Raw genomic sequence first — 18,766 nt, 5'->3', positions numbered from 1 at the left:
AGAGTCGCTGCGGCGTCGACATCCACGCGCCAAGCACGTGAAACTTGAATGTCTGACTATTACCGAATGGCTACGTTGAAACCATCAGGTCGATTCGGCGAGAGGCGGCCGCAATGGTCTCTTCCCGATGCGCGATGGTGATCCGGGTGACGTCCATAGCGGCGACTTCCCGATTGATCGCACGCTCATTCGCCACATCGAGATGGCTGGTCGCCTCGTCCAAGATGAGAATCTTCGGATTGCGATAGAGAGCGCGCGCAAGCAGCAGGCGCTGCCGCTGACCACCCGAGAGTGACGCACCCATGTCACCGACCAGCGTCTCATAGCCCATCGGCATCGCCGCGATCTCGCTATGGACGCTCGCACGACGCGCCGCGTCGGCCACCTGGTCGATCGTCGCCCCGCTGTCGTAGAAGGAGATGTTGTCGGCGATCGATCCGGCAAAGAGCGTGTCGTCCTGCATGACCGTTCCTACCATCTCGCGAAGCTGGCTCATGCCAAGGTGTCGTAGATCGACGCCCCCGACCAGGATCACCCCCTCGGTCGGGACCAGAAGGCCCAGCATCAACTTGGCCAGCGTCGTCTTTCCGCAACCGCTCGGCCCCGTGATGGCTACCGACTCCCCTGCAGCCACCGACAAGCTAACCTTTCGCAAGATCCATGGCTCGCTTTCCGCATAGCGGAAGCTGACATCTTGCACAACCAGGCTCGGCTCAAGCGATGGCCCGCTATAGCCACCGTGGACATGGGCCTCCGGCTCGGCAAGGGCAATGTCGGCGACCCGTTCCGCATGCAGACGCAGCAGGCGAAACTCCACCAGTTTGTCGACCAAGCCGCCGACTCGAATACCGAACTGATCGGCGTAGGCGAGGAACGCCACGAGCATGCCTGCGGAGAATGTACCGTGGATCGCCAACCACGCGCCCAGCGATACGACCCCCACGCGCTGGGCCGCGACGATCGCCTGGCCTCCCGCGCTAAACGAGAGCGCGATGCGCTGTGACCGATGCTGGCGCGCCGCCCACTCATAGGTGGCGTTCGCGATGCGGGCTTGGCGCTCGCCCTGGCGGTTGGCCAACTTGATGGCCTGGATGCCTCTAAGGGATTCGATGAGGTCGCTCTGCTGCCTGGCACCGAACACCAGTTGCTCTTCGTTGATCCGCCGCAGCGTCCGGAAGGTCAACGCACGGAGCGCTCCATAGACCAGCGTCCCTACCGAGACAACGGCAGCAAGCTGCAGGCTATAGAAGCAGAGCATCCCGAGCGCGAGCATCCCCATCACGCCGTCTAACAAGGCCTCCACAAACCCGCCGGTCAGCGTGGTCTGAATGGATTGGAGCGACCCGAAGCGCGACAGGATGTCGCCCACATGCCGCTTGGCGAAGAAGTCCAGCGGCAATCGCAAGACGTGAGCGAATAGATTGATCGCCCATTGCGCATTCAACGTGGCCCCTAGCCAACTCAGGGTCCACGCTCTCGCCATGGCGAGGCCGGCCTGAATCACCAACGCGGCGCCAAAGCCACACGCCAGCGCCCACAACATGCCCGTGTCGCCCACCGGCATCACCTGATCGATGATCCATTGCGCTTGCAGCGGCATGGCCAGCGCGAACAGCTCGATGAGCAGGGCTAGCCCCACGAGCTGGGTCAATGCCAACGGGAGCCCGACGACACGGCCCGTCAGGGCACGGAGCGTGATGTGACGCCGTTCGGTCACTGGCGCGAAGGCGCTCCCTGGGGAGAGCTCAAGCACAATCCCGGTGAAGTGTTGGCTTAGCTGTTCCGCGGAGACCTGATATTTGCCTCGCGCGGGGTCGAAGATTTCCGCGCCCCGCCGGGTCATGCGCCGCAGAACCACGAAGTGCCCGAGATCCCAATGGAGAATGCACGGGAGGATGGCCCCTGGCAGGTAGTCGGGTTCGGCACGCAGCGGGCGAGCATCAAACCCGAGTTGGTGCGCCATGGTGATGATACGGCCGAGGCTCTCGCCTTTGATGGAGCTGCCGAAGCGGCGCCTCATGGATGGAAGATCGATGTCATGCCCGTGGAAGCGCGCCACCATGACCAGGCACGCCAACGCGCACTCCGCGGCCTCCGTCTGGAGTACGAGTGGCAGCACACGCGCACTCGAACGAAAGGGCACACCGCCATCCGCCATTACCGGACCTCCGCGACAGCTGACGGGCTCACGTCCGGCGAGGACGACCACAGCCAGTCGCGTAGATGCCGGCGCGCGACGAGAACATCCGCCTCGAGGGCCATGCCTGGCCTCAGCGCTTCGATGCGCCCATAAGCCACCACTGTCTGTCGATCGAGCGCCACCCGAACGCGATACTCGGGATCCGGGGAGGTGATACTCGCCCCAGCAGAGCTGCGGCTACTGTCCGGCTCCACCGCACTATGCGACACCTCGATCACCCGCCCGCCGTAGCTACCAAAGCGCGGATAAGGAAAGGACGCATAACGCACCACCACCGGCTCACCCTCGCGGAGGAAACCTATCGCCTGGCTTGGGACCTTTAATTCGGCGATCAACGCGGCGCCTTTCGGCACGATGTTCAACAACGTGCCCTGCTTGGAGACGGCCTGCCCCACATGAGCGAATAGGGTGGCCACGGTGCCATCGACGGGCGCGCGAAGGACGACGACGCCATTGAGCGCGTTTTGCGAGATCGCCTGGGACACGTCAGCCAGCGCGCGCTCGGTGTCGTTGCGCTTTCCGCTTTCAGCCGAGGGCAATTGGGTCAGTTGCCCCTGGATTTGTGCGAGCTGATCCCGCAGTTGGTAGGCCTCGCCGCTCAGTTGTTTCAGCTCGACCTGATTTTGCAACGCGCTATCGTGCTGTTGAAGCAGCTGCAGGCGGCTGATGACGCCATTTCCTCCCAGGCTGGACCACTGCTCATACAGCGACATCGCGCTGTCTGCCCTTTGCTTCTGCAGGGCCACCTGCTGATCCATTTGAGCGATTTGTGCGCGTAGCAAACTCATCCGATCGAGAAGCTCCCGCCTCTGCACGGCGCCAGATGCCTGCTGAGTTTTCAGGTCATCGGTCAGTCGTTCTTGCTTCAGCGCGAGATCCGCAGCGATGGCCGCCTGAGTGTCACCAACTTCTCGGCTCGATTGCTGGCGCGAGACTTCGGCGATGGGTTGGCCCGCATGGACGACCTCGCCTTCGCTCACCAGGACCTTGGAGACCACGCCATCCGATGCTGAGGTCATACCGACCAAGCCAGTGCTGGGCACCAGAACGCCCTGCAGATGCTCGCGCTGGGTGTAATGCATCGTCAGCGCCACCGTGACCGCGCAAGCCGCAAAGAAAAGTCCGGCGCCGAGGCATACCCAAGCCACCCTCGGCGCCCTAAGCCGGATCGTTCCCGGCCAGTCGGCACGCTTCGCATCTCGCACTTCTTTTCTGAACAGCTCAGACGACATCCGTTGCCCCGCCCCTTACCGCTCAAACCCCACGTTCCGTGGCACCGCACCTTCCTTCCCATAAGGTTAGAAGGTTATAAGGTTAGTACGTGAGTAAGGTAGGACCCCACCATATAAAATGTCAAGCATTCCTTATCACTTATCCATTGGCCGGATCTCCCGAATCATTGACACGAGCTGCACCAAGCCGTGAGAACGCAGAGTCCACTGTTCGCAGGACGAGGTGAATTTCTCTCTCGCCCGACGTTCCAGCTCGGATGACCTGACTAGCCATCTCACAGGCATGGACACCCTCATGCATCGAAAGTATTTTGAATTCGTTCTTTAACGCATGAAGCTGCCGAAGCACTACGGCATCGTCAGATGCGTTTCGGGGCGCCCGCAAAGTCTCACTCGCGGTCTGGAGACCGTCCAACGATGCCGCGACAAGTCGTCTCTGCGAAATCGCCGGCATCAATTGCCGAAGCTCCTCAAGCAAAAGAGGGTCGTGCCCATGACCACCAGGCGCACTGTAGCTCATCGTTCGCGGTACCTTGCCGGTACTTTTCAAGGTATTCGCGAGTTCAATGACGTTCAATAGCTTCCGCGTCGACACAGGCTTTGTGAGGTAGGCCAGCACACCGAGGCGCGTCGCGGTGGCAATCGACGCTGCGTCAGAGTCAGCACTGAGAATAGCAATCGGTGGCAGAGCCGCGACGCCCGGATTTACCGCCAGTTGATCAAGCACATCCCAACCGTTGGCATTGGGCATGTGTAGATCAAGAAATACGAGGTCCACGTCTCCTGCCCGAACCGCTTCAATGCCCTCCACTCCGTCGCGTGCAGTTATGAGTTGATGACCCGCACGATCGAGAATATGCGCGATCATCTCTAAATTTGAATCGATGTCCTCGACAACAAGGCAACGCATGCATGGAATCTTCATCCGATGCACCTCGATAGCTCGCGTCAACGATATTGCTCTCTCGCTGGCATCGTGAGTCGCCAAGGGCAATTCAACAGCCCACGTGAATATCGAGCCGCCACCCGGGTTGTCCTCGACGCCTATCGTTCCTCCCATTGCATCTGTGATGCATTTGACAATGTATAGACCGAGGCCTACTCCATGCTGACTGCTCTCAGCATGCAGTTGATGAAAAGGCTCGAACACCTGAAGCTTGACTGCGTCGTCGATGCCTATCCCGTTGTCGATCACGGCCACCTCAAGGTGCATCGAACCGAGTTGTTGACCAAGTCGGCGCGATAGACGCAACAATACGTAGCCTCCCGATGATGTAAATTTGATGGCGTTATAGGTGAGGTTGATCAGCACCTGCTCGATACGCCCTACGTCACCGACAACCATCACATCAGTTTGACGCATGTCAACTCTCAGCGTCAGGTGCCTCTCGTTGGCCGCCCACTCGCAGGCATTTGTGACTGCCTCCATAAGTGTCGAGACCAGGAATGGCTCGACTACGAGATGCATGTGCCCCGCATTGATGGCCGAAATATCGAGAACCTCGTGCACTCGACGATTGAGCGTATCTGCGTTGACCTTGATGGACTCAAAAAGACGCCGATTCGAGCCCTCTAGTCCATCGAGGTCAACGAGCTGGGCACTTCCCACGATTGCATTGAGTGGCGTTCGGAGTTCGTGGCTCATCGTCGAGATGAATCGACTCTGCAGATCGCGCGAGCGTACTGCCTCATTGAGGTGAAGTCGCGCAACCTTGCCTATGGAAAATAGGCACATGGGTACGATGTATGAGGCGGTGATGGCATTCGCCGCATAAGCCAGTGTCGCGCTGGCCGTACCGTGACTAAACCAGAAGGCGAACATCAAAATCCCTAGCGTTCCGCCTAGAACCAGAGCGATCAGCCCGTATCGAATCGCGTCTCCGGCCACAAGTAATGGCAAGAGCCAGACCAAAGCCCCGAACATTGACGGCCATGATTGCACCAAGGTCGCTAGAAGAACGTAGCTCAACAAGGAACTAAGCCAGGTTCGCCTCGTCAAGCCTCCGGGCGTACTGCCTAGGTACGCCCGACACCATATGGCACTGACTACCAAGCAAGTGCCTGCGCCGAGCCAGGCCTCATTGGGAATCTTTAGTCCTAGGGCAAGTGCTGTCAGTTCCCAAAGCACAACCATCAGGCACAAAACTACCCTCGCCGTCGCAACGAAGTGCTCCAAAAATGCGTCGGGACCTATATCGGACCAACCCTCGAGGGTCGATGGGTATCCAGACTTCATCGGGTGAAACATAGTGTCATGTCATATCTTTCTTCAGATATCGTCACGATTCGAGACAACGAGTTGGTCCAGAGCCGATCGAATTTTCAGAACCAGCCCTGCTGCGCTGAAAGGCAAGTCTTCTACTCTAGCCTCGATGATTCGTTGGCTCGCCTCGGCCAAATTGACATCTTCCAATAGAGATCCGATACCACGCATTGCTTTTGCCGCGTAACGAAGGCGCCCCCAATCTTCCACCAGTGATGCAGCGGACATCAGCTCCATGTAGGCTCGCCCGTGCCGAAGATGCATGAGCGCCGTTGGACTTCCCAACTGATATTGTCTAGCTTCCTCCTCGTTGTTTACCAACGATGCGCCGACAGCTTGTCCTGCAAACTCCACTTCAAGCGTTGCTTCGATAGTATCCAGCAACTGCATGGCCGACACAGGCTTGGTCAAGAAACCTCTCGCTCCTGCCCGATAGCAAGCGTTCCTCGTTGCTTTGGCCGTGTCACCGGTGACGACAATCATCGGCGTCCGAGTGTTCGCATGTCCATCGTTAGCGTCTGCCGATCTCAAAAGCTGCATTCCCTGCATGCCAGGGAGGGTCAGGTCCACGAAGATCAGTGAGAAGTGTCGATGATGCATAGATTTCATGGCGTCTTCGCCAGTGGATACCGCGCTCACGCGATAGCCCGCGCGTCGCAAAAGGTCAGTAATGTGTATCTGGCTACTCATCTGATCCTCCACCACCAGGACATCGAGTGAACCCGCTTTTTTTCTGTGCTGGCTAAATCGATCGTTGATCGCAACGATTCGACTACCGGGGTAGCCGGAATCCTCCGCAATCACTTCGACGACTTCCAGCTCTAGCTTCAGCGACAGCACGATGCCATCCTCCCCCATGGCCGAGGCTTTGAGTTCACCGCCCAACGCCCGAGCGAGGCGACGTGCCAATACGAGGCCCGACTCACCTATCTCATCTGTCTCACCACTTTGAACGGGCAGCGATGGCCCAGCCAATAGTGCACCTGCCAGCGGGCCAAATTCCGACAGACTTCGGCTGTCGCGAAAAGATACGAGCCATCGGCCGTGCGGAGTTGGAGCATGCAGCGTGATCTCAACAAAGCCCGTGTGCGTCGCCTCGACCGAGGCATGCGCGATCTTGCTTAGCAGGACGGCAAGCGTGCCTTTAGGGGCAAGCACGGTTCTTGGAGCACCTGCCTCGACGTGCACTTCGAGATGAAGTCCCTTTCGGCGTGCGATCTCCAATACTCCTGCCTGCACCTCTCTCAACAACCGTGGAAGATCCACCAGCTCATACGGCTCGCGCAAATGTCCTTTAGTGGAATGAGCTCTGCGAATGTGCTCAGGATGCTGACTTTTGCTATACCGCACTCGCCGCCATTCGATCACTCCCTGGACACCTGCTGCTATGGCCACGACGACGCATACGGTCACAATGGGGACGATTGCCCCTCCTCCGGCGGGCCAGCTTGCAACGCCCGCAATTCCGGGTACCGTAGGGCCAAAGAACCACGACGAACGTTTCAATGGATATCCAGAGGCAAGACTACCTGGCAGCACTCCAGCTCATCATCGAGGGCATGCCGGATCGCGACGACCTCGAGCTGGCGCTCAGCCTGCGGGCCGATAGCATCGACGCATCGACCGTATGCAATGTCATCGATGTGATGCGCATGGAACTCTATGTACGTGCTGGCAACGTCGCCTGGAATGACCACGAACCCGTTGAGGTCTCGCTTCCACAATCGAGCGGACTCGAACGCAAGCTCGCCTATCAATTGCTTCTTGCCCACCTTCCTGACGACGCTGTCCTCGCTGTTCCTGTGCGTCATCGCAGAGACGGTTCCAGCGTGCAGGGGGTGCGGATAGCACTCCAGAACTGGCACCACGAACTCTCCAGCCTGATTGACAACACTCCTAGCCACCGATGATTCCTCTTGCCCCAATCCGTACACACTGGCATGTAGAAAACTCGCATACTAGAATACTAACGTCAACGCTTCGGAATCCGATTCAACATGGCCACTTCGTTACCTAGGGCCGTCGAGTCCATCAACTTCGACTTCATTGAAGAGCGCAGTGTGCCGCTCTCGGAGCAAGTCACGCTTCGCGTTAGCAAGGAACGGCGCGAACACATGAAGCTGATATCAAGGCTGTCCCAACCGCACAGGACGGTCTTTCAGCTCACAGACTCTGTACTCACGGCGTTCATTCGCAGGTTTGAGATCGCCAGCCAAATGCGCTTCCTCGATTCACCACTGACTGTGCAGGCCACGGACGCCTTACCCGCCCCAGACGCCAGTGAGATAGAGGACTACGTGATCCCCGCAGATGATCAGACCGGCCTCAAAGTGGCCAAAGACGTTCGCGAAGCGTTACGGCGAATTTCACTGGTCTCAGGAAAGACGATCTTCGCGATCACGGATGCTTCGCTCGAAAAATTCGCAACTCAATTTGATGCAGCATCTCGCTATGCTTTGATCTCACGCTTCCGGAGCTAGGCGAATAAGCCGTGCGCTAATTCCGCCGCATGTCCAGGCAGGTTCACTAGGGACCTAGAAACTCGGCTTGGTCCTGCTAGCTCGCCCACCAGGTCGCGCCAGGCTACCTGGACGGGCGTTATGTCGATTGATTTTCTCAAATTGTTCAGACTCCCTCACAGTATTCTTGGCTTTCGGTGCTACATTGCCGAAGCACTGGAATGGCCTTAGTGCTCAATGCCGAAGGGGAGTCGCCATGCTTAAACGCCTGTCATCCGTTGCTCTGCTCAGCCTCTCCATATTGGGAGGCGCAGCCAGTGCGCAGTCGTCTACACCTACGACAGGTCTTGGTCAATCCTGGCCAAACGCGCCAGACGTGAGCCGATCGCCGAACTATCATGTTTATGTATTCGTTCTCGACGGAATCCGGTACGTCCAGGTGAATGACCTGACAGGGCATGTCCTCGCGGCAGTAGCTTCTTCCGGTGGAACCTATCTCCGCCTGCCAATCGGCATAGCGAGCGTCGCTGAGACGAAGTCAACGGAAGCAGCTTTGTCCCAAGCACGGCACTCTGCGGCGCGAACGAATGGGGACTTGGTGTACCAGGACGATTCACTACAACTGGCTGCGGCTTCGCAAACCAATGGGGTTCCGACCGTAACCGTGGCTGCCTGCGATCCTATCGACTGCAACACCCGGGTGGATACACCACAGCAGCCGCAGTGAACATCAACGCACCGCGTTCGTGAGACTAAAAGGCTAGCCACCCGATCAAACGGTGATATCGGTGTCCGTGTCGTGGAGGACGACGCTGACACTCTGACGACGAGATGACAGAGACCCAATTCGCAGCCTCCCTCCGAAGGCTGCAGCTCTATCGCGCATTGCGTCGACTCCAAACCCGGAAAAAGGCATGCGAGACATCAGTTCGTCGCGGCGCACCACGGAAGCCCGAGACTCGTTCTCCCAGTACTCAATGCGCAGGTATGCCCAACGTCTACCGCCCCAACGCCCTCCTCGTACGACAAGTCGGATGTCAGTCGTCGATGGTTTGGAACAAGCAAATCCGATTGCTTCACACGTGAGGCGGTACAAAGTTATATGTAGCGTCTGAGAAAGGTCGCTCAGTACCGAAGCACCTTGGACGTCACACCAATAGGCCACGCCACACTCCGAGAGCGCACGCGCAGTGGCCCCCTCCCGCAACGCAGTGGGCAAGCCGTGGACATGCCAAACGACGGGATAGATGGTATCAGCCAGGCGGTAGAGCTGCTCCTGCGCTGCTAACGCCTGACGCCGCATACCGGACTCATCCACCAACGGCAGGGCTTGCCGGACACGATTGAAAATCGTCGTGAAGGCCGACCGCACCGACTCTCTAACCTGATCGATGGCCAACGACGTTAGATGCAACTGTCTTTCGCCGAGATCGACGTTTCGTTGCACCAGAGCGAGCGCCACACGGGTGTTGATCTTGTCTTCCTCGTCTCGCTCATTGAGAGAAGCAATACGTGCCCCCAGCACCATCATGGCCGCAATGGCAAAGCAGATGAAGGTTTGCGCCTGAAGCGTTTCACCATCAAAATGCTTGGACATCGTGGTTACTGCGGCCACGCTCGCCAGCATCCCGCCGACGGCAGCGCCATGCCAACCATGGCGAAGCGCCAACATGACCACAGGGATAAACATAGCGATGCGGGCAACTTGTCGCGCTTCCAGACCGATCCCTCCGCGCCCCAGCCATGCGAGCAACACCAATGCTGGGAGAACTATCGACACCGTTTCGATAAAAAAATGGCTATCGACTATTAGCCTTAGTCGCGCAGTTGGTCGTGACGATTTCCAGGTCTCACGCACGAAGAGTGCAAACGGAACCACGCTTAGAATGCCCAGGAAGTTTCCGATGAGCCACCGTCCTACGACAACGTTCCAATCAATTGCGGGATAGTTCGGTGGGAGACGCGTCACCGCGAGCGACGATACGTTCGCTATCATCCAAACGACCGACACTGCCGCTCCAAGAACAATGAGCTTGTCGGTTTGCAAGGAGGGGCGCGAACCGTCGAGACCTAGATGATCTCGGAAAGCACGTACCAGAGGCATCGCAAACACTATCGGTGGGATTACCGCCAGGCAAGCCCAAGCTGCTCCAAACTGATCAACGCACTCATAGGCCACATAACCTAGAGGTACAGTTTCACCCACCGCCAAGGCTGGCCAATACCGACGCGGCACAAGCAACAACATGAGCAGCCGAAACCCTGACTGCACCGTCCATTGCGGTAGCGTGATCGCGCGGAAAAGCGCGAAGCCAGCGGCATAGCACATTGCAACCGCCGCGTGTCTTGCACAAACGGTTGCAAATTGCTTCCACTGCATCGTTGACTCCCCTGATTCTTGATCTTATCGATAGTGCGAGCAGATTCACATCGCGGCTGGCGAGATCACGCCATCGCATCCAATAGGGGCCAAGTTTAGAACCCTTGATTCGGCGCCCATAACCCGCACACATTTCAGCGGCTCGCCGAAATACAAAGTGTGATCTATTCATCAGGGTTGGGAATTCAAGCCGTCTCCCACGGACTACGTAAGGTTTTTCCTACGTCTCCGATGTTGGATACCACATCGAGGACGATCCTCGACTGGTGACGATTCGCAATCTCCTGCGCCAACTTGCCCTCAATGTGATCTCGTTCGCAATCCGCTTCGCCATGTCCCTAGACTGATTGAGCGACCGATAGCTTTTTGCCCAGAGGAACTCGCTGGGCGATGGTCGATATACGCTCGGCGACCTGAAGAAACTGGGTAGCCGCCTCTCCACATTGATTGCGGCACCCACCGCCTAAGACGCGCAGGCTTCCTGCATCCAAGACGACGCAGGGGCAGTGCCATGACCGTCGATGCAACGCAGGCGCGTTGGATCTGCTCACGATATGCCGCGGCATGCGCGACGCTCTGCATTGCGTTCGCGGCGCATGCTGCTGAGCCGGTTTCCGCAGCCAGCCAACTGGCGACGGTCCAACGGCAGCTCAACACCATCGACCGGCTAGCCACCCAAGCCGAACAGTTCCCCGAATCCGACCGGCCGCGTTACCACTTCGACTATGCGCGCCTGCACGCGGATATCGCGCGCATCCGCGCCGGTGTCCGCGATTACCTGGCCCCCCCGCGCGCGCAGCCGCGCGATGGCGCTGACCTGGTCGGCGACTATCGCGTCGACGTGTCGTCCGAGGAGCGGCCATGAGCCTCACCGGCGACCAGGCCGCGGCGTTCCAGAGCAACAGCGGGTTCACTCCGTCCGCTGTATCGACGCTCGTCCTGGGCGTCGTCTTCGCCGTCGTGCTGCTTTGGGGGGTGTGGGCGCTGCGAACTGCTTATGCCGGCTGGGCCGATCAACGCATAACCCAGCGCCAGTTCCTCGGCGTCGCCGTGCGCTTCGCCGTGCTCTACGTCGTCCTGACGTACTTCCTTCTCTCGTAACCCGCCACGCGAGGTCAATTCGATGAACGCCATTCCATCACCTCGCCGGGCGGCATCGCGGCTCGCTGCCTGCCTTCTGCTTGTCTGCGAAGCGACACCGATCACCGCCTATGCCGGACTGCCATCGATCGAAGATCCTTCCCGCGGCGAAGGCAACGGCATTCTGCAAACGATCCAGAACTATGGCTATGACATCGTGATGCTCGTCGCGTTGCTGGTCATCGCGGCGATGTTCATCGGCGTCTGCTACCACGCCTACACCGCGTATGCGGAGATTCATACCGGCCGAAAGACGTGGGGGCAATTCGGCCTGACGGTCGCGGTCGGTGCGGTGCTGCTGGTGATCGGCATCTGGTTGCTCACCAAAGCCACCGGCATCCTGTGATCGCGCCATGTCGGACACGACCCACCTGCGCAGCGATGGCACGGTCACGTTCCTGCCGCATCGCCTCAACCGGCAGCCGGTCATTGTGCGCGGCATGACCGCCGACGAGCTGTGGATGACCGTCGGCCTGGCTGCGACATTGAGCCTACTCGCCGGCATTCCGCTCGCGCTGCTCACGCGCAGCATCGCCGTTGCGCCCACGCTCGTCGTGATCGGCATTGCCATCGGCCTCTTCTTCGGCGGCGGATTTCTTCGGCGCCGCAAGCGTGGTCGGCCAGAGACGTGGCTTTACCGACAAATCCAATGGCTAGCCCGCCGTCATCTACCCGCGGCCACGCGACTCCTCGGTGGTGCCGATCTCATTGATCGCACCGGTTGCTGGACAACGCGACGGAGCCGCTCATGAGTCGCTTCAAGAACGAAGTCGAACATCTGCAAGCGCACGTCAGGACGTTGCGCCTGGCCGGTGCCGCATTGTTCGCACTCGCGCTTCTGCTCGGTCTCGGCTGGTGGAGTGCCCCGAAAAACCTCACGATCCATGTGCCGCCCGACCTGCGTTCCGGCAGCACCAGAAAATGGTGGGAGGTGCCGCCGGAGTCGGTTTATACGTTCGCGTTCTACGTGTTCCAGCAGCTCAATCGCTGGCCCACGAATGGCGAAGACGACTATCCGCGCAATCTACACGCGCTATCCGCGTACCTGACACCGTCTTGCCAGAGCACCTTGCAACAGGACTTCGCGGTTCGCCGGGACAGCGGCGAGCTGCGTCAGCGCGTGCGCGGCGTCTATGAAATTCCGGGACGGGGCTACGGCGATGATCCGACGACCCGCGTGAAGGTGCTTTCGAGCGATAGCTGGATCGTCACGCTCGATCTGACCGCCGACGAATACTTCGAATCCGAGCAGGTGAAACGTGCGCTGGTGCGCTACGCGCTGAAAGTCGTGCGGGCCGACGTCGATCCGGAGCGCAATCCCTTTGGCCTGGCGCTCGACTGCTACGCCCGTCCCCCCGAGCGCATTGCGGTCCCCGTTCCGCCCTCGCCGTCGTCCGCGGCCTCTGCGCCTGTTCCGGGAGCATCCCCATGACCCGTCGCTCTTTGCCCTGCCTGATGATCGCTGCCACCCTCGGTCTTGCGAGCACGGGCCACGCTGTCGAAATCCTGCACTGGCAACGACTCCCGCTGGCCGTGCCGCTGGTGGTCGGCCAGGAGCGTGTGCTTTTCATCGATCGTAACGTGCGCGTCGGCGTGCCACCCGCGATCGCCGATCACCTGCGCGTTCAGAGTGCAGGCGGTGCCGTCTATCTTCGAGCGAGCGCGCCCATTCAGCCCTCCCGTCTGCAGTTGCAGGACGTGAGCAACGGCGCGCTGATCCTCGTCGACATCCAAGCGAAGCCGGCCGACGCGCAACAGGCACCCCTCGAACCGGTGCGCATCGTGACCGACCCGCTTCCTGCGACGCGCTATGGATCGGCCGCCACCAGCACAACCGAACCCGCCATGACCGCGACGACGGCAGCATCGGCCGCCGTCGAGACGCCGATCCCTGTCGTCCTGACTCGGTATGCAGCGCAAAGCCTCTACGCCCCCTTGCGGACTGTTGAACCGGTCGCCGGACTCGCCCGCGCGAATGTCCGGCACGACCTCCCCCTCGACACGCTGATGCCCACGCTGCCCGTGCGCGCCTCAGCGTTGGCCGCGTGGCGCATGACGGACTACTGGGTCACCGCCATTCGCCTGACCAACCGTTCGTCGACCTCCCTGGCACTCGACCCGCGCGCGCTCCAGGGCGACTTCATCGCGGCAACGTTCCAGCATCCGGATCTTGGACCCGTCGGGCAGTCCACCGACACGACCGTGGTCTACCTGGTCACGCACCGGCACGGACTGGCGGAATCGCTGCTGCCGTCCATCAGTCCGGTCGACTCGACGATCAACATGCCGCCGGTTCCTGCACCGAGCGCGAGCGCGGGAGAGGCTGATCATGAAAAGTAACGGCCTCCTGAAGTGGCTGATGATTCCGATCGCGTTGCTGCTGGTGTTCGGCGTCATCCGACTGTTCTCCGGCGGGCACGGACGCGCGGCCGCGCCGCACACCGCCGACAGCCAGCTCACGCCCGAGGAAATGAAAGCGCTCGGCATCGAGGGCGACACACCGCGCGATACAGTCGCGACCCTCGTCGGGCAGGTCAAGCAGTTGCGCAGCGAACTGCAGACCGTACTCACGGACAACAAGGCGCAGAAAACCGAAAACGACCGGCTGCGTCAACGCGAAAGCGACGTCGATCAACGCGTGCAAAGTGCCCTGAGCGGCGAGCGTGATCGCCTGAAGCAGGAGCGCGACAAGGTCAGTACGGATCAGCAGCAGACCCAAGGCCTGCTGCAAGACTTGCAACACAAGCTGGATGGGCTCGGCAACAAGAACACGCAGACCGATCTGCCGGTCGGGCTCGGGCTGCACGACGGCGATGGTCAGGGTCTTGGCACCGACGGCACGCAGTGGGTCGAACCTCAGGATGCCAAGCCGACGGACAAAGCCCATGGCGCGTCAGGCGCGACATCCACGCATGGCACTGATGCCTTTCCGACCAGCTTCGCCGAGGGGGACGACCCCGGCAAGCCGGCGAATGACACGGCAGCGGCCAACCCATCGTCGGCCGAGGCGAAGGCGCCCCCTGCCAAGCCCGTCTACACCGTCCCGGCGAATGCCACGCTGATTGGCTCGGTCGCGATGACGGCGCTCATCGGCAGGGTGCCGATCGACGGTACGGTCAACGACCCGTACCCCTTCAAGGTCCTGGTCGGCCCGGACAACCTGACGGCCAATGGCATCGATCTGCCCGATGTCGCTGGCGCGGTCATGAGCGGCACCGCCACCGGTGACTGGACGCTCTCGTGTGTACGCGGCCAGATCCGCTCGATCACCTTCGTGTTCACCGACGGGACGGTCCGCACCCTCCCCGACGAGAAGAACCAGAGCGCGACGTCGAGCACCACCACGCAGACCAGCAACACGAACTCCATCGAGGGTGGCCTGGGCTGGATCAGCGATCCCTTCGGCGTGCCTTGCGTCAGCGGCGACCGTCATAGCAATGCCCAGCAGTACCTCGGCTCGCAGGCGCTCATCACCGCGGCGGGCGCGGCGGCCGCGTCGCTGATCAAGACGAACGACGGCAGCGTCTCGTACGTCAGCAACAGCAACGGCACGCTCGGTACCGTGGGCATCTCGGGCAACGAGGCGATGGGGCGGATTCTCGCGGGCGGCGTGCAGGACATGTCGCAGTGGGTCAACAAGCTGTACGGCCAGGCTTTCGCTGCCGTCTACGTGCCACCGGGCGCGAAGGTCGCCGTCCATCTCGAACGCGCCCTCAACATCGACTACGACCCGGCCGGGCGCCGGGTCAATCACCGGCTCGGAGCGACGCATGAAACCGATCTCGACTAGCGCCCTGCTCACGGTCCTCGCCGCCCTGCTGCTGGGCGGGTGCTCGACCAGCAAGGAACAACTGCTGCCGCACGGCGACACCGGCATGCTCGACGTGTGGAACCAGCAGACCGGTGGCTCGGCGAGTGGGAGCCAGGCATCGCGCCAACTGCTCGACGCACGGCAGTCGCTGCGCCGCCCGCTGGGGCGCGACGATGTCTCGGCGGCGCCGTCGGCGAATGCCAGCTACACCCGCACCGCTGAAAACGAAATCGACCGCCAGTTCCATCGGCTGCCGAACCCGGACCTTGCGATGTACATGTTCCCGCACCTCGCGGGCAGCGATCCGGCACCCGTACCAGGATACACGACGGTGTTTCCGCTCTACCAGCGCGTTCAGTACGCGATGCCGGGCGAGCGCACGGAGGCGTACTGATGTCGTGGCGTACGCTTGCACGACGACTCCGCGACGCCGCCTCGCTCCCGAAAGCCGCGGCATCCGGCGACGCTGCGTCGCCGACGGACGCGTGGTCGCGCTATCTCGCCCGCTTACTCGCCCAGGGTCTGCACGAACCTGGCGTGCGGAAAACGGGGCAGCGTGGCGCAACGCTGGACGACGAACAGACGCTCTACGGTGTCGCGCCCTCCTTTGTCGATCTGCTTCCCTGGGTCGAATATCTCCCCGCGTCCCAGTGCATGCTGCTCGATGACGGCGCTTCGGTCGCTGCCTTCTTCGAACTCCAGTCGATCGGCACGGAAGGACGCGAAGCGCAATGGCTGCATCATGTGCGCGATACGCTCGAAAATGCGCTGCAGGACAGCCTCGATGAGCTCGAAGACAATCCGTGGGTCGTCCAGCTCTACGCACAAGACGAGACAGGCTGGAACGACTACCTGGAACGCCTGCACGGCTACCTTCAGCCCCGCGCAGCCGGCACGGCCTTCACGGATTTCTACCTGCGCTTCTTCACGCATCACCTGCAGGCGGTCGCCAAGCCCGGGGGGCTGTTCGACGATACGGCGGTGACGCGTTTGCCCTGGCGTGGCCAGCAGCGGCGCGTCCGCCTGGTCGTGTATCGCCGCACGGGCAGTCCTGGGAGCCGCCGCGGGCAGTCCCCCGAGCAGGCGCTCAACGCGATCTGCGATCGCCTGACCGGTGGACTCGCGAACGCCGGCGTCAAGTCGCGGCGCCTCGGTGCCGCCGAGATCCACACCTGGCTCCTGCGCTGGTTCAATCCATGCCCTCCCCACCTCGGCGACACCAGCGACGCGCACGCGCGCTTCTATCAACTCGCCGGTTACCCGGACGACGTCGACGGCGACGAGCTTGAGCTGACGAGCGGAACTGACTTCGCCCAACGGCTGTTCTTCAGCCAGCCAAGCTCGGACACCGCGCACGGCACGTGGCAGTTCGATGGTCAGCCGCATCGCGTGGTCGTACTCGACCGCTTGCGCCAGCCGCCCATCACAGGGCACGTCACGGGCGAAACACGCAAGGGTGGCGACGCCATCAACGCGCTCTTCGACCAGATGCCCGAAGACACGGTGATGTGCATCACCCTGGTCGTGACGCCGCAGGACACGCTCGAAGCGCACCTGAACCACCTGAGTCGCAAATCCGTCGGCGAGACGCTCGCGTCGGAGCAAACCCGGCAGGACGTCGAACAGGCTCGCTCGATCATTGGCCGGGCCCACAAACTCTACCGTGGCTCCGTCGTCTTCTACCTGTGCGGCCGCGATCACGCCGAAATCGATGCCCGTAGCCTGCATCTCGCGAACGTGATGCTCAACGCCGGTCTGCAACCGGTGCGGGACGACGATGAAGTCGCGCCGCTCAACAGCTATCTGCGCTGGTTGCCCTGTGTCTTTGATCCGGCCAAAGACAAGCGGCAGTGGTACACCCAACTCATGTTCGCGCAGCACATCGCGAACCTCGCGCCCGTGTGGGGACGCAGCGAGGGGACCGGGCACCCGGGGCTGACCGTCTTCAATCGCGGCGGCGGCCTCGTGACGTTCGATCCGCTCAACCGGCTCGACCGGCAGATGAACGCGCATCTGTTTCTATTCGGTCCGACCGGCTCCGGCAAATCGGCGACGCTGAACAACCTGCTCAATCAGGTCACCGCGATCTACCGGCCGCGGCTATTCATCGTTGAGGCGGGCAATTCCTTCGGCCTGTTCGGCGACTTCGCGGCCCGTCTCGGGCTCAGCGTCCATCGCGTGCGTCTTTCCCCGGGATCGGGTGTGAGCCTTGCCCCCTTTGCCGATGCGTGGCGGCTGGTCGAAGCACCAGGTCAGGTCCAGACGCTCGACGTGGACGCCCTCGATGACGAGGTGGGCGAGGCTCACACGGCCGGCGATGAGCAACGCGACGTCCTGGGCGAGCTCGAAATCATCGCCCGGCTGATGATCACCGGGGGCGAGGACAAAGAAGAGGCGCGCATGACGCGCGCGGATCGCAGCCTGATCCGGCAGTGCATTCTGGATGCCGCACATCGTTGCGTCACCAACAAACGCACGGTCCTCACACGCGACGTACGCGACGCGCTGCGGGAGCGCGCGCGGGACACCACCCTGCCCGACATGCGACGCGCGCGGTTGCTCGAAATGGCCGACGCGATGGACATGTTCTGCCAGGGCGTCGACGGCGACATGTTCGACCGCGATGGCACACCGTGGCCAGAAGCCGACGTGACGATCGTCGACCTCGCCACCTTCGCGCGCGAGGGTTACAACGCGCAGTTATCGATCGCGTACATCTCGCTGATCAACACCGTCAACAACATTGCCGAGCGCGATCAATTCCTCGGACGGCCCATCATCAACGTGACGGACGAAGGCCACATCGTCACGAAGAACCCGTTGCTGGCGCCGTACGTCGTCAAGATCACGAAGATGTGGCGCAAGCTCGGCGCGTGGTTCTGGCTCGCGACGCAAAACATCGACGATCTGCCGAAGTCGGCCGAACCGATGCTCAACATGATCGAGTGGTGGATCTGCCTCTCGATGCCTCCGGACGAGGTGGAAAAGATCGCCCGCTTCCGCGAACTCAATCCCGCGCAGAAAGCACTGATGCTCTCGGCACGCAAGGAAGCCGGCAAGTTCACAGAAGGCGTCATTCTCTCGCGCTCCATGGAAGTGCTGTTTCGTGTCGTGCCGCCGAGCCTCTATCTCGCGCTCGCGATGACCGAGCCCGAAGAGAAGAATGAACGCTACAAGCTGATGCAGGAATACCAATGCAGCGAACTGGATGCCGCTATCCGCATCGCGGAGCGCATCGATCGCGCGCGCGGCATTGAGCCTCTTTCATTTGTCCTGTGAGC

General features: G+C 61.1%; 16 protein-coding genes. 11 read left to right on the top strand and 5 right to left on the bottom strand.

Annotation, left to right across the window (positions count from 1 at the left end):
* Window positions 1-70: 70 nt before the first annotated feature.
* The 4 genes from DIE11_RS17340 to DIE11_RS17325 form a co-directional block, all read right to left on the bottom strand.
* Complete coding sequence (locus DIE11_RS17340; RefSeq protein WP_124625824.1) at window positions 71-2,158, bottom strand: peptidase domain-containing ABC transporter; 2,088 nt, start codon at window positions 2,156-2,158, stop codon at window positions 71-73.
* The gene (locus DIE11_RS17335; protein WP_185633776.1) at window positions 2,158-3,282 is read right to left on the bottom strand and encodes an HlyD family efflux transporter periplasmic adaptor subunit; all 1,125 of its coding nucleotides are present in this window, start codon (window positions 3,280-3,282) and stop codon (window positions 2,158-2,160) included. The genes DIE11_RS17340 and DIE11_RS17335 overlap by 1 nt, the downstream gene beginning before the upstream one ends.
* Before the next feature lie 289 nt (window positions 3,283-3,571).
* Complete coding sequence (locus tag DIE11_RS17330) at window positions 3,572-5,404, bottom strand: ATP-binding protein (RefSeq protein WP_185633775.1); 1,833 nt, start codon at window positions 5,402-5,404, stop codon at window positions 3,572-3,574.
* A 297-nt stretch (window positions 5,405-5,701) separates the two neighbouring features.
* Window positions 5,702-7,201: a response regulator gene (locus DIE11_RS17325; protein WP_124625818.1), complete on the bottom strand. Its 1,500-nt coding sequence runs from the start codon at window positions 7,199-7,201 to the stop codon at window positions 5,702-5,704.
* On the opposite strand from DIE11_RS17325, the gene DIE11_RS17320 reads away from it, so the two are divergent.
* A complete protein-coding gene (locus DIE11_RS17320; RefSeq protein ID WP_124625817.1) occupies window positions 7,201-7,605 on the top strand; it encodes a hypothetical protein in 405 nt (134 codons plus the stop codon). The two genes, DIE11_RS17325 and DIE11_RS17320, sit on opposite strands and share 1 nt — an antisense overlap.
* Before the next feature lie 87 nt (window positions 7,606-7,692).
* Entirely contained in the window at window positions 7,693-8,175 is a 483-nt protein-coding gene (locus tag DIE11_RS17315) for a hypothetical protein (protein ID WP_124625815.1), read from the top strand.
* Window positions 8,176-8,926: 751 nt separating this feature from the next.
* Here the strand turns inward: DIE11_RS17315 and DIE11_RS17310 are convergent.
* Complete coding sequence (locus DIE11_RS17310; RefSeq protein WP_124625813.1) at window positions 8,927-10,534, bottom strand: MASE1 domain-containing protein; 1,608 nt, start codon at window positions 10,532-10,534, stop codon at window positions 8,927-8,929.
* A 511-nt stretch (window positions 10,535-11,045) separates the two neighbouring features.
* Here DIE11_RS17310 and DIE11_RS17305 point away from each other — a divergent pair.
* Genes DIE11_RS17305 through DIE11_RS17265 form a run of 9 tightly spaced genes read left to right on the top strand, consistent with a single transcriptional unit; the run spans window position 11,046 to window position 18,764 of the window.
* Complete coding sequence (locus DIE11_RS17305; protein WP_124625811.1) at window positions 11,046-11,399, top strand: RAQPRD family integrative conjugative element protein; 354 nt, start codon at window positions 11,046-11,048, stop codon at window positions 11,397-11,399.
* Window positions 11,396-11,635, top strand: coding sequence for a TIGR03758 family integrating conjugative element protein (locus tag DIE11_RS17300; RefSeq protein ID WP_124625809.1), 240 nt, complete (start codon window positions 11,396-11,398; stop codon window positions 11,633-11,635). The genes DIE11_RS17305 and DIE11_RS17300 overlap by 4 nt, the downstream gene beginning before the upstream one ends.
* 22 nt (window positions 11,636-11,657) lie before the next feature.
* Window positions 11,658-12,020, top strand: coding sequence for a TIGR03745 family integrating conjugative element membrane protein (locus DIE11_RS17295; protein ID WP_124625807.1), 363 nt, complete (start codon window positions 11,658-11,660; stop codon window positions 12,018-12,020).
* 7 nt (window positions 12,021-12,027) lie between these two features.
* Window positions 12,028-12,426, top strand: coding sequence for a TIGR03750 family conjugal transfer protein (locus tag DIE11_RS17290; RefSeq protein WP_124625805.1), 399 nt, complete (start codon window positions 12,028-12,030; stop codon window positions 12,424-12,426).
* Complete coding sequence (locus DIE11_RS17285; protein WP_124625803.1) at window positions 12,423-13,106, top strand: PFL_4703 family integrating conjugative element protein; 684 nt, start codon at window positions 12,423-12,425, stop codon at window positions 13,104-13,106. Before DIE11_RS17290 ends, DIE11_RS17285 begins: the two co-directional genes overlap by 4 nt.
* Window positions 13,103-14,014: a TIGR03749 family integrating conjugative element protein gene (locus tag DIE11_RS17280; RefSeq protein ID WP_124625801.1), complete on the top strand. Its 912-nt coding sequence runs from the start codon at window positions 13,103-13,105 to the stop codon at window positions 14,012-14,014. Before DIE11_RS17285 ends, DIE11_RS17280 begins: the two co-directional genes overlap by 4 nt.
* The gene (locus DIE11_RS17275) at window positions 14,004-15,464 is read left to right on the top strand and encodes a TIGR03752 family integrating conjugative element protein (RefSeq protein ID WP_124625799.1); all 1,461 of its coding nucleotides are present in this window, start codon (window positions 14,004-14,006) and stop codon (window positions 15,462-15,464) included. Before DIE11_RS17280 ends, DIE11_RS17275 begins: the two co-directional genes overlap by 11 nt.
* The gene (locus DIE11_RS17270; RefSeq protein WP_124625797.1) at window positions 15,445-15,879 is read left to right on the top strand and encodes a TIGR03751 family conjugal transfer lipoprotein; all 435 of its coding nucleotides are present in this window, start codon (window positions 15,445-15,447) and stop codon (window positions 15,877-15,879) included. Before DIE11_RS17275 ends, DIE11_RS17270 begins: the two co-directional genes overlap by 20 nt.
* Complete coding sequence (locus tag DIE11_RS17265; protein ID WP_124625795.1) at window positions 15,879-18,764, top strand: conjugative transfer ATPase; 2,886 nt, start codon at window positions 15,879-15,881, stop codon at window positions 18,762-18,764. Before DIE11_RS17270 ends, DIE11_RS17265 begins: the two co-directional genes overlap by 1 nt.
* Window positions 18,765-18,766: the final 2 nt, after the last annotated feature.

The organism is Burkholderia sp. Bp9012 (assembly GCF_003853825.1).
GTDB classification, from domain to species: Bacteria; Pseudomonadota; Gammaproteobacteria; order Burkholderiales; family Burkholderiaceae; genus Burkholderia; species Burkholderia diffusa.
The sequence above is the reverse complement of the archived record's forward strand: the minus strand, read 5'-3'. Positions and strand labels throughout refer to the sequence as shown.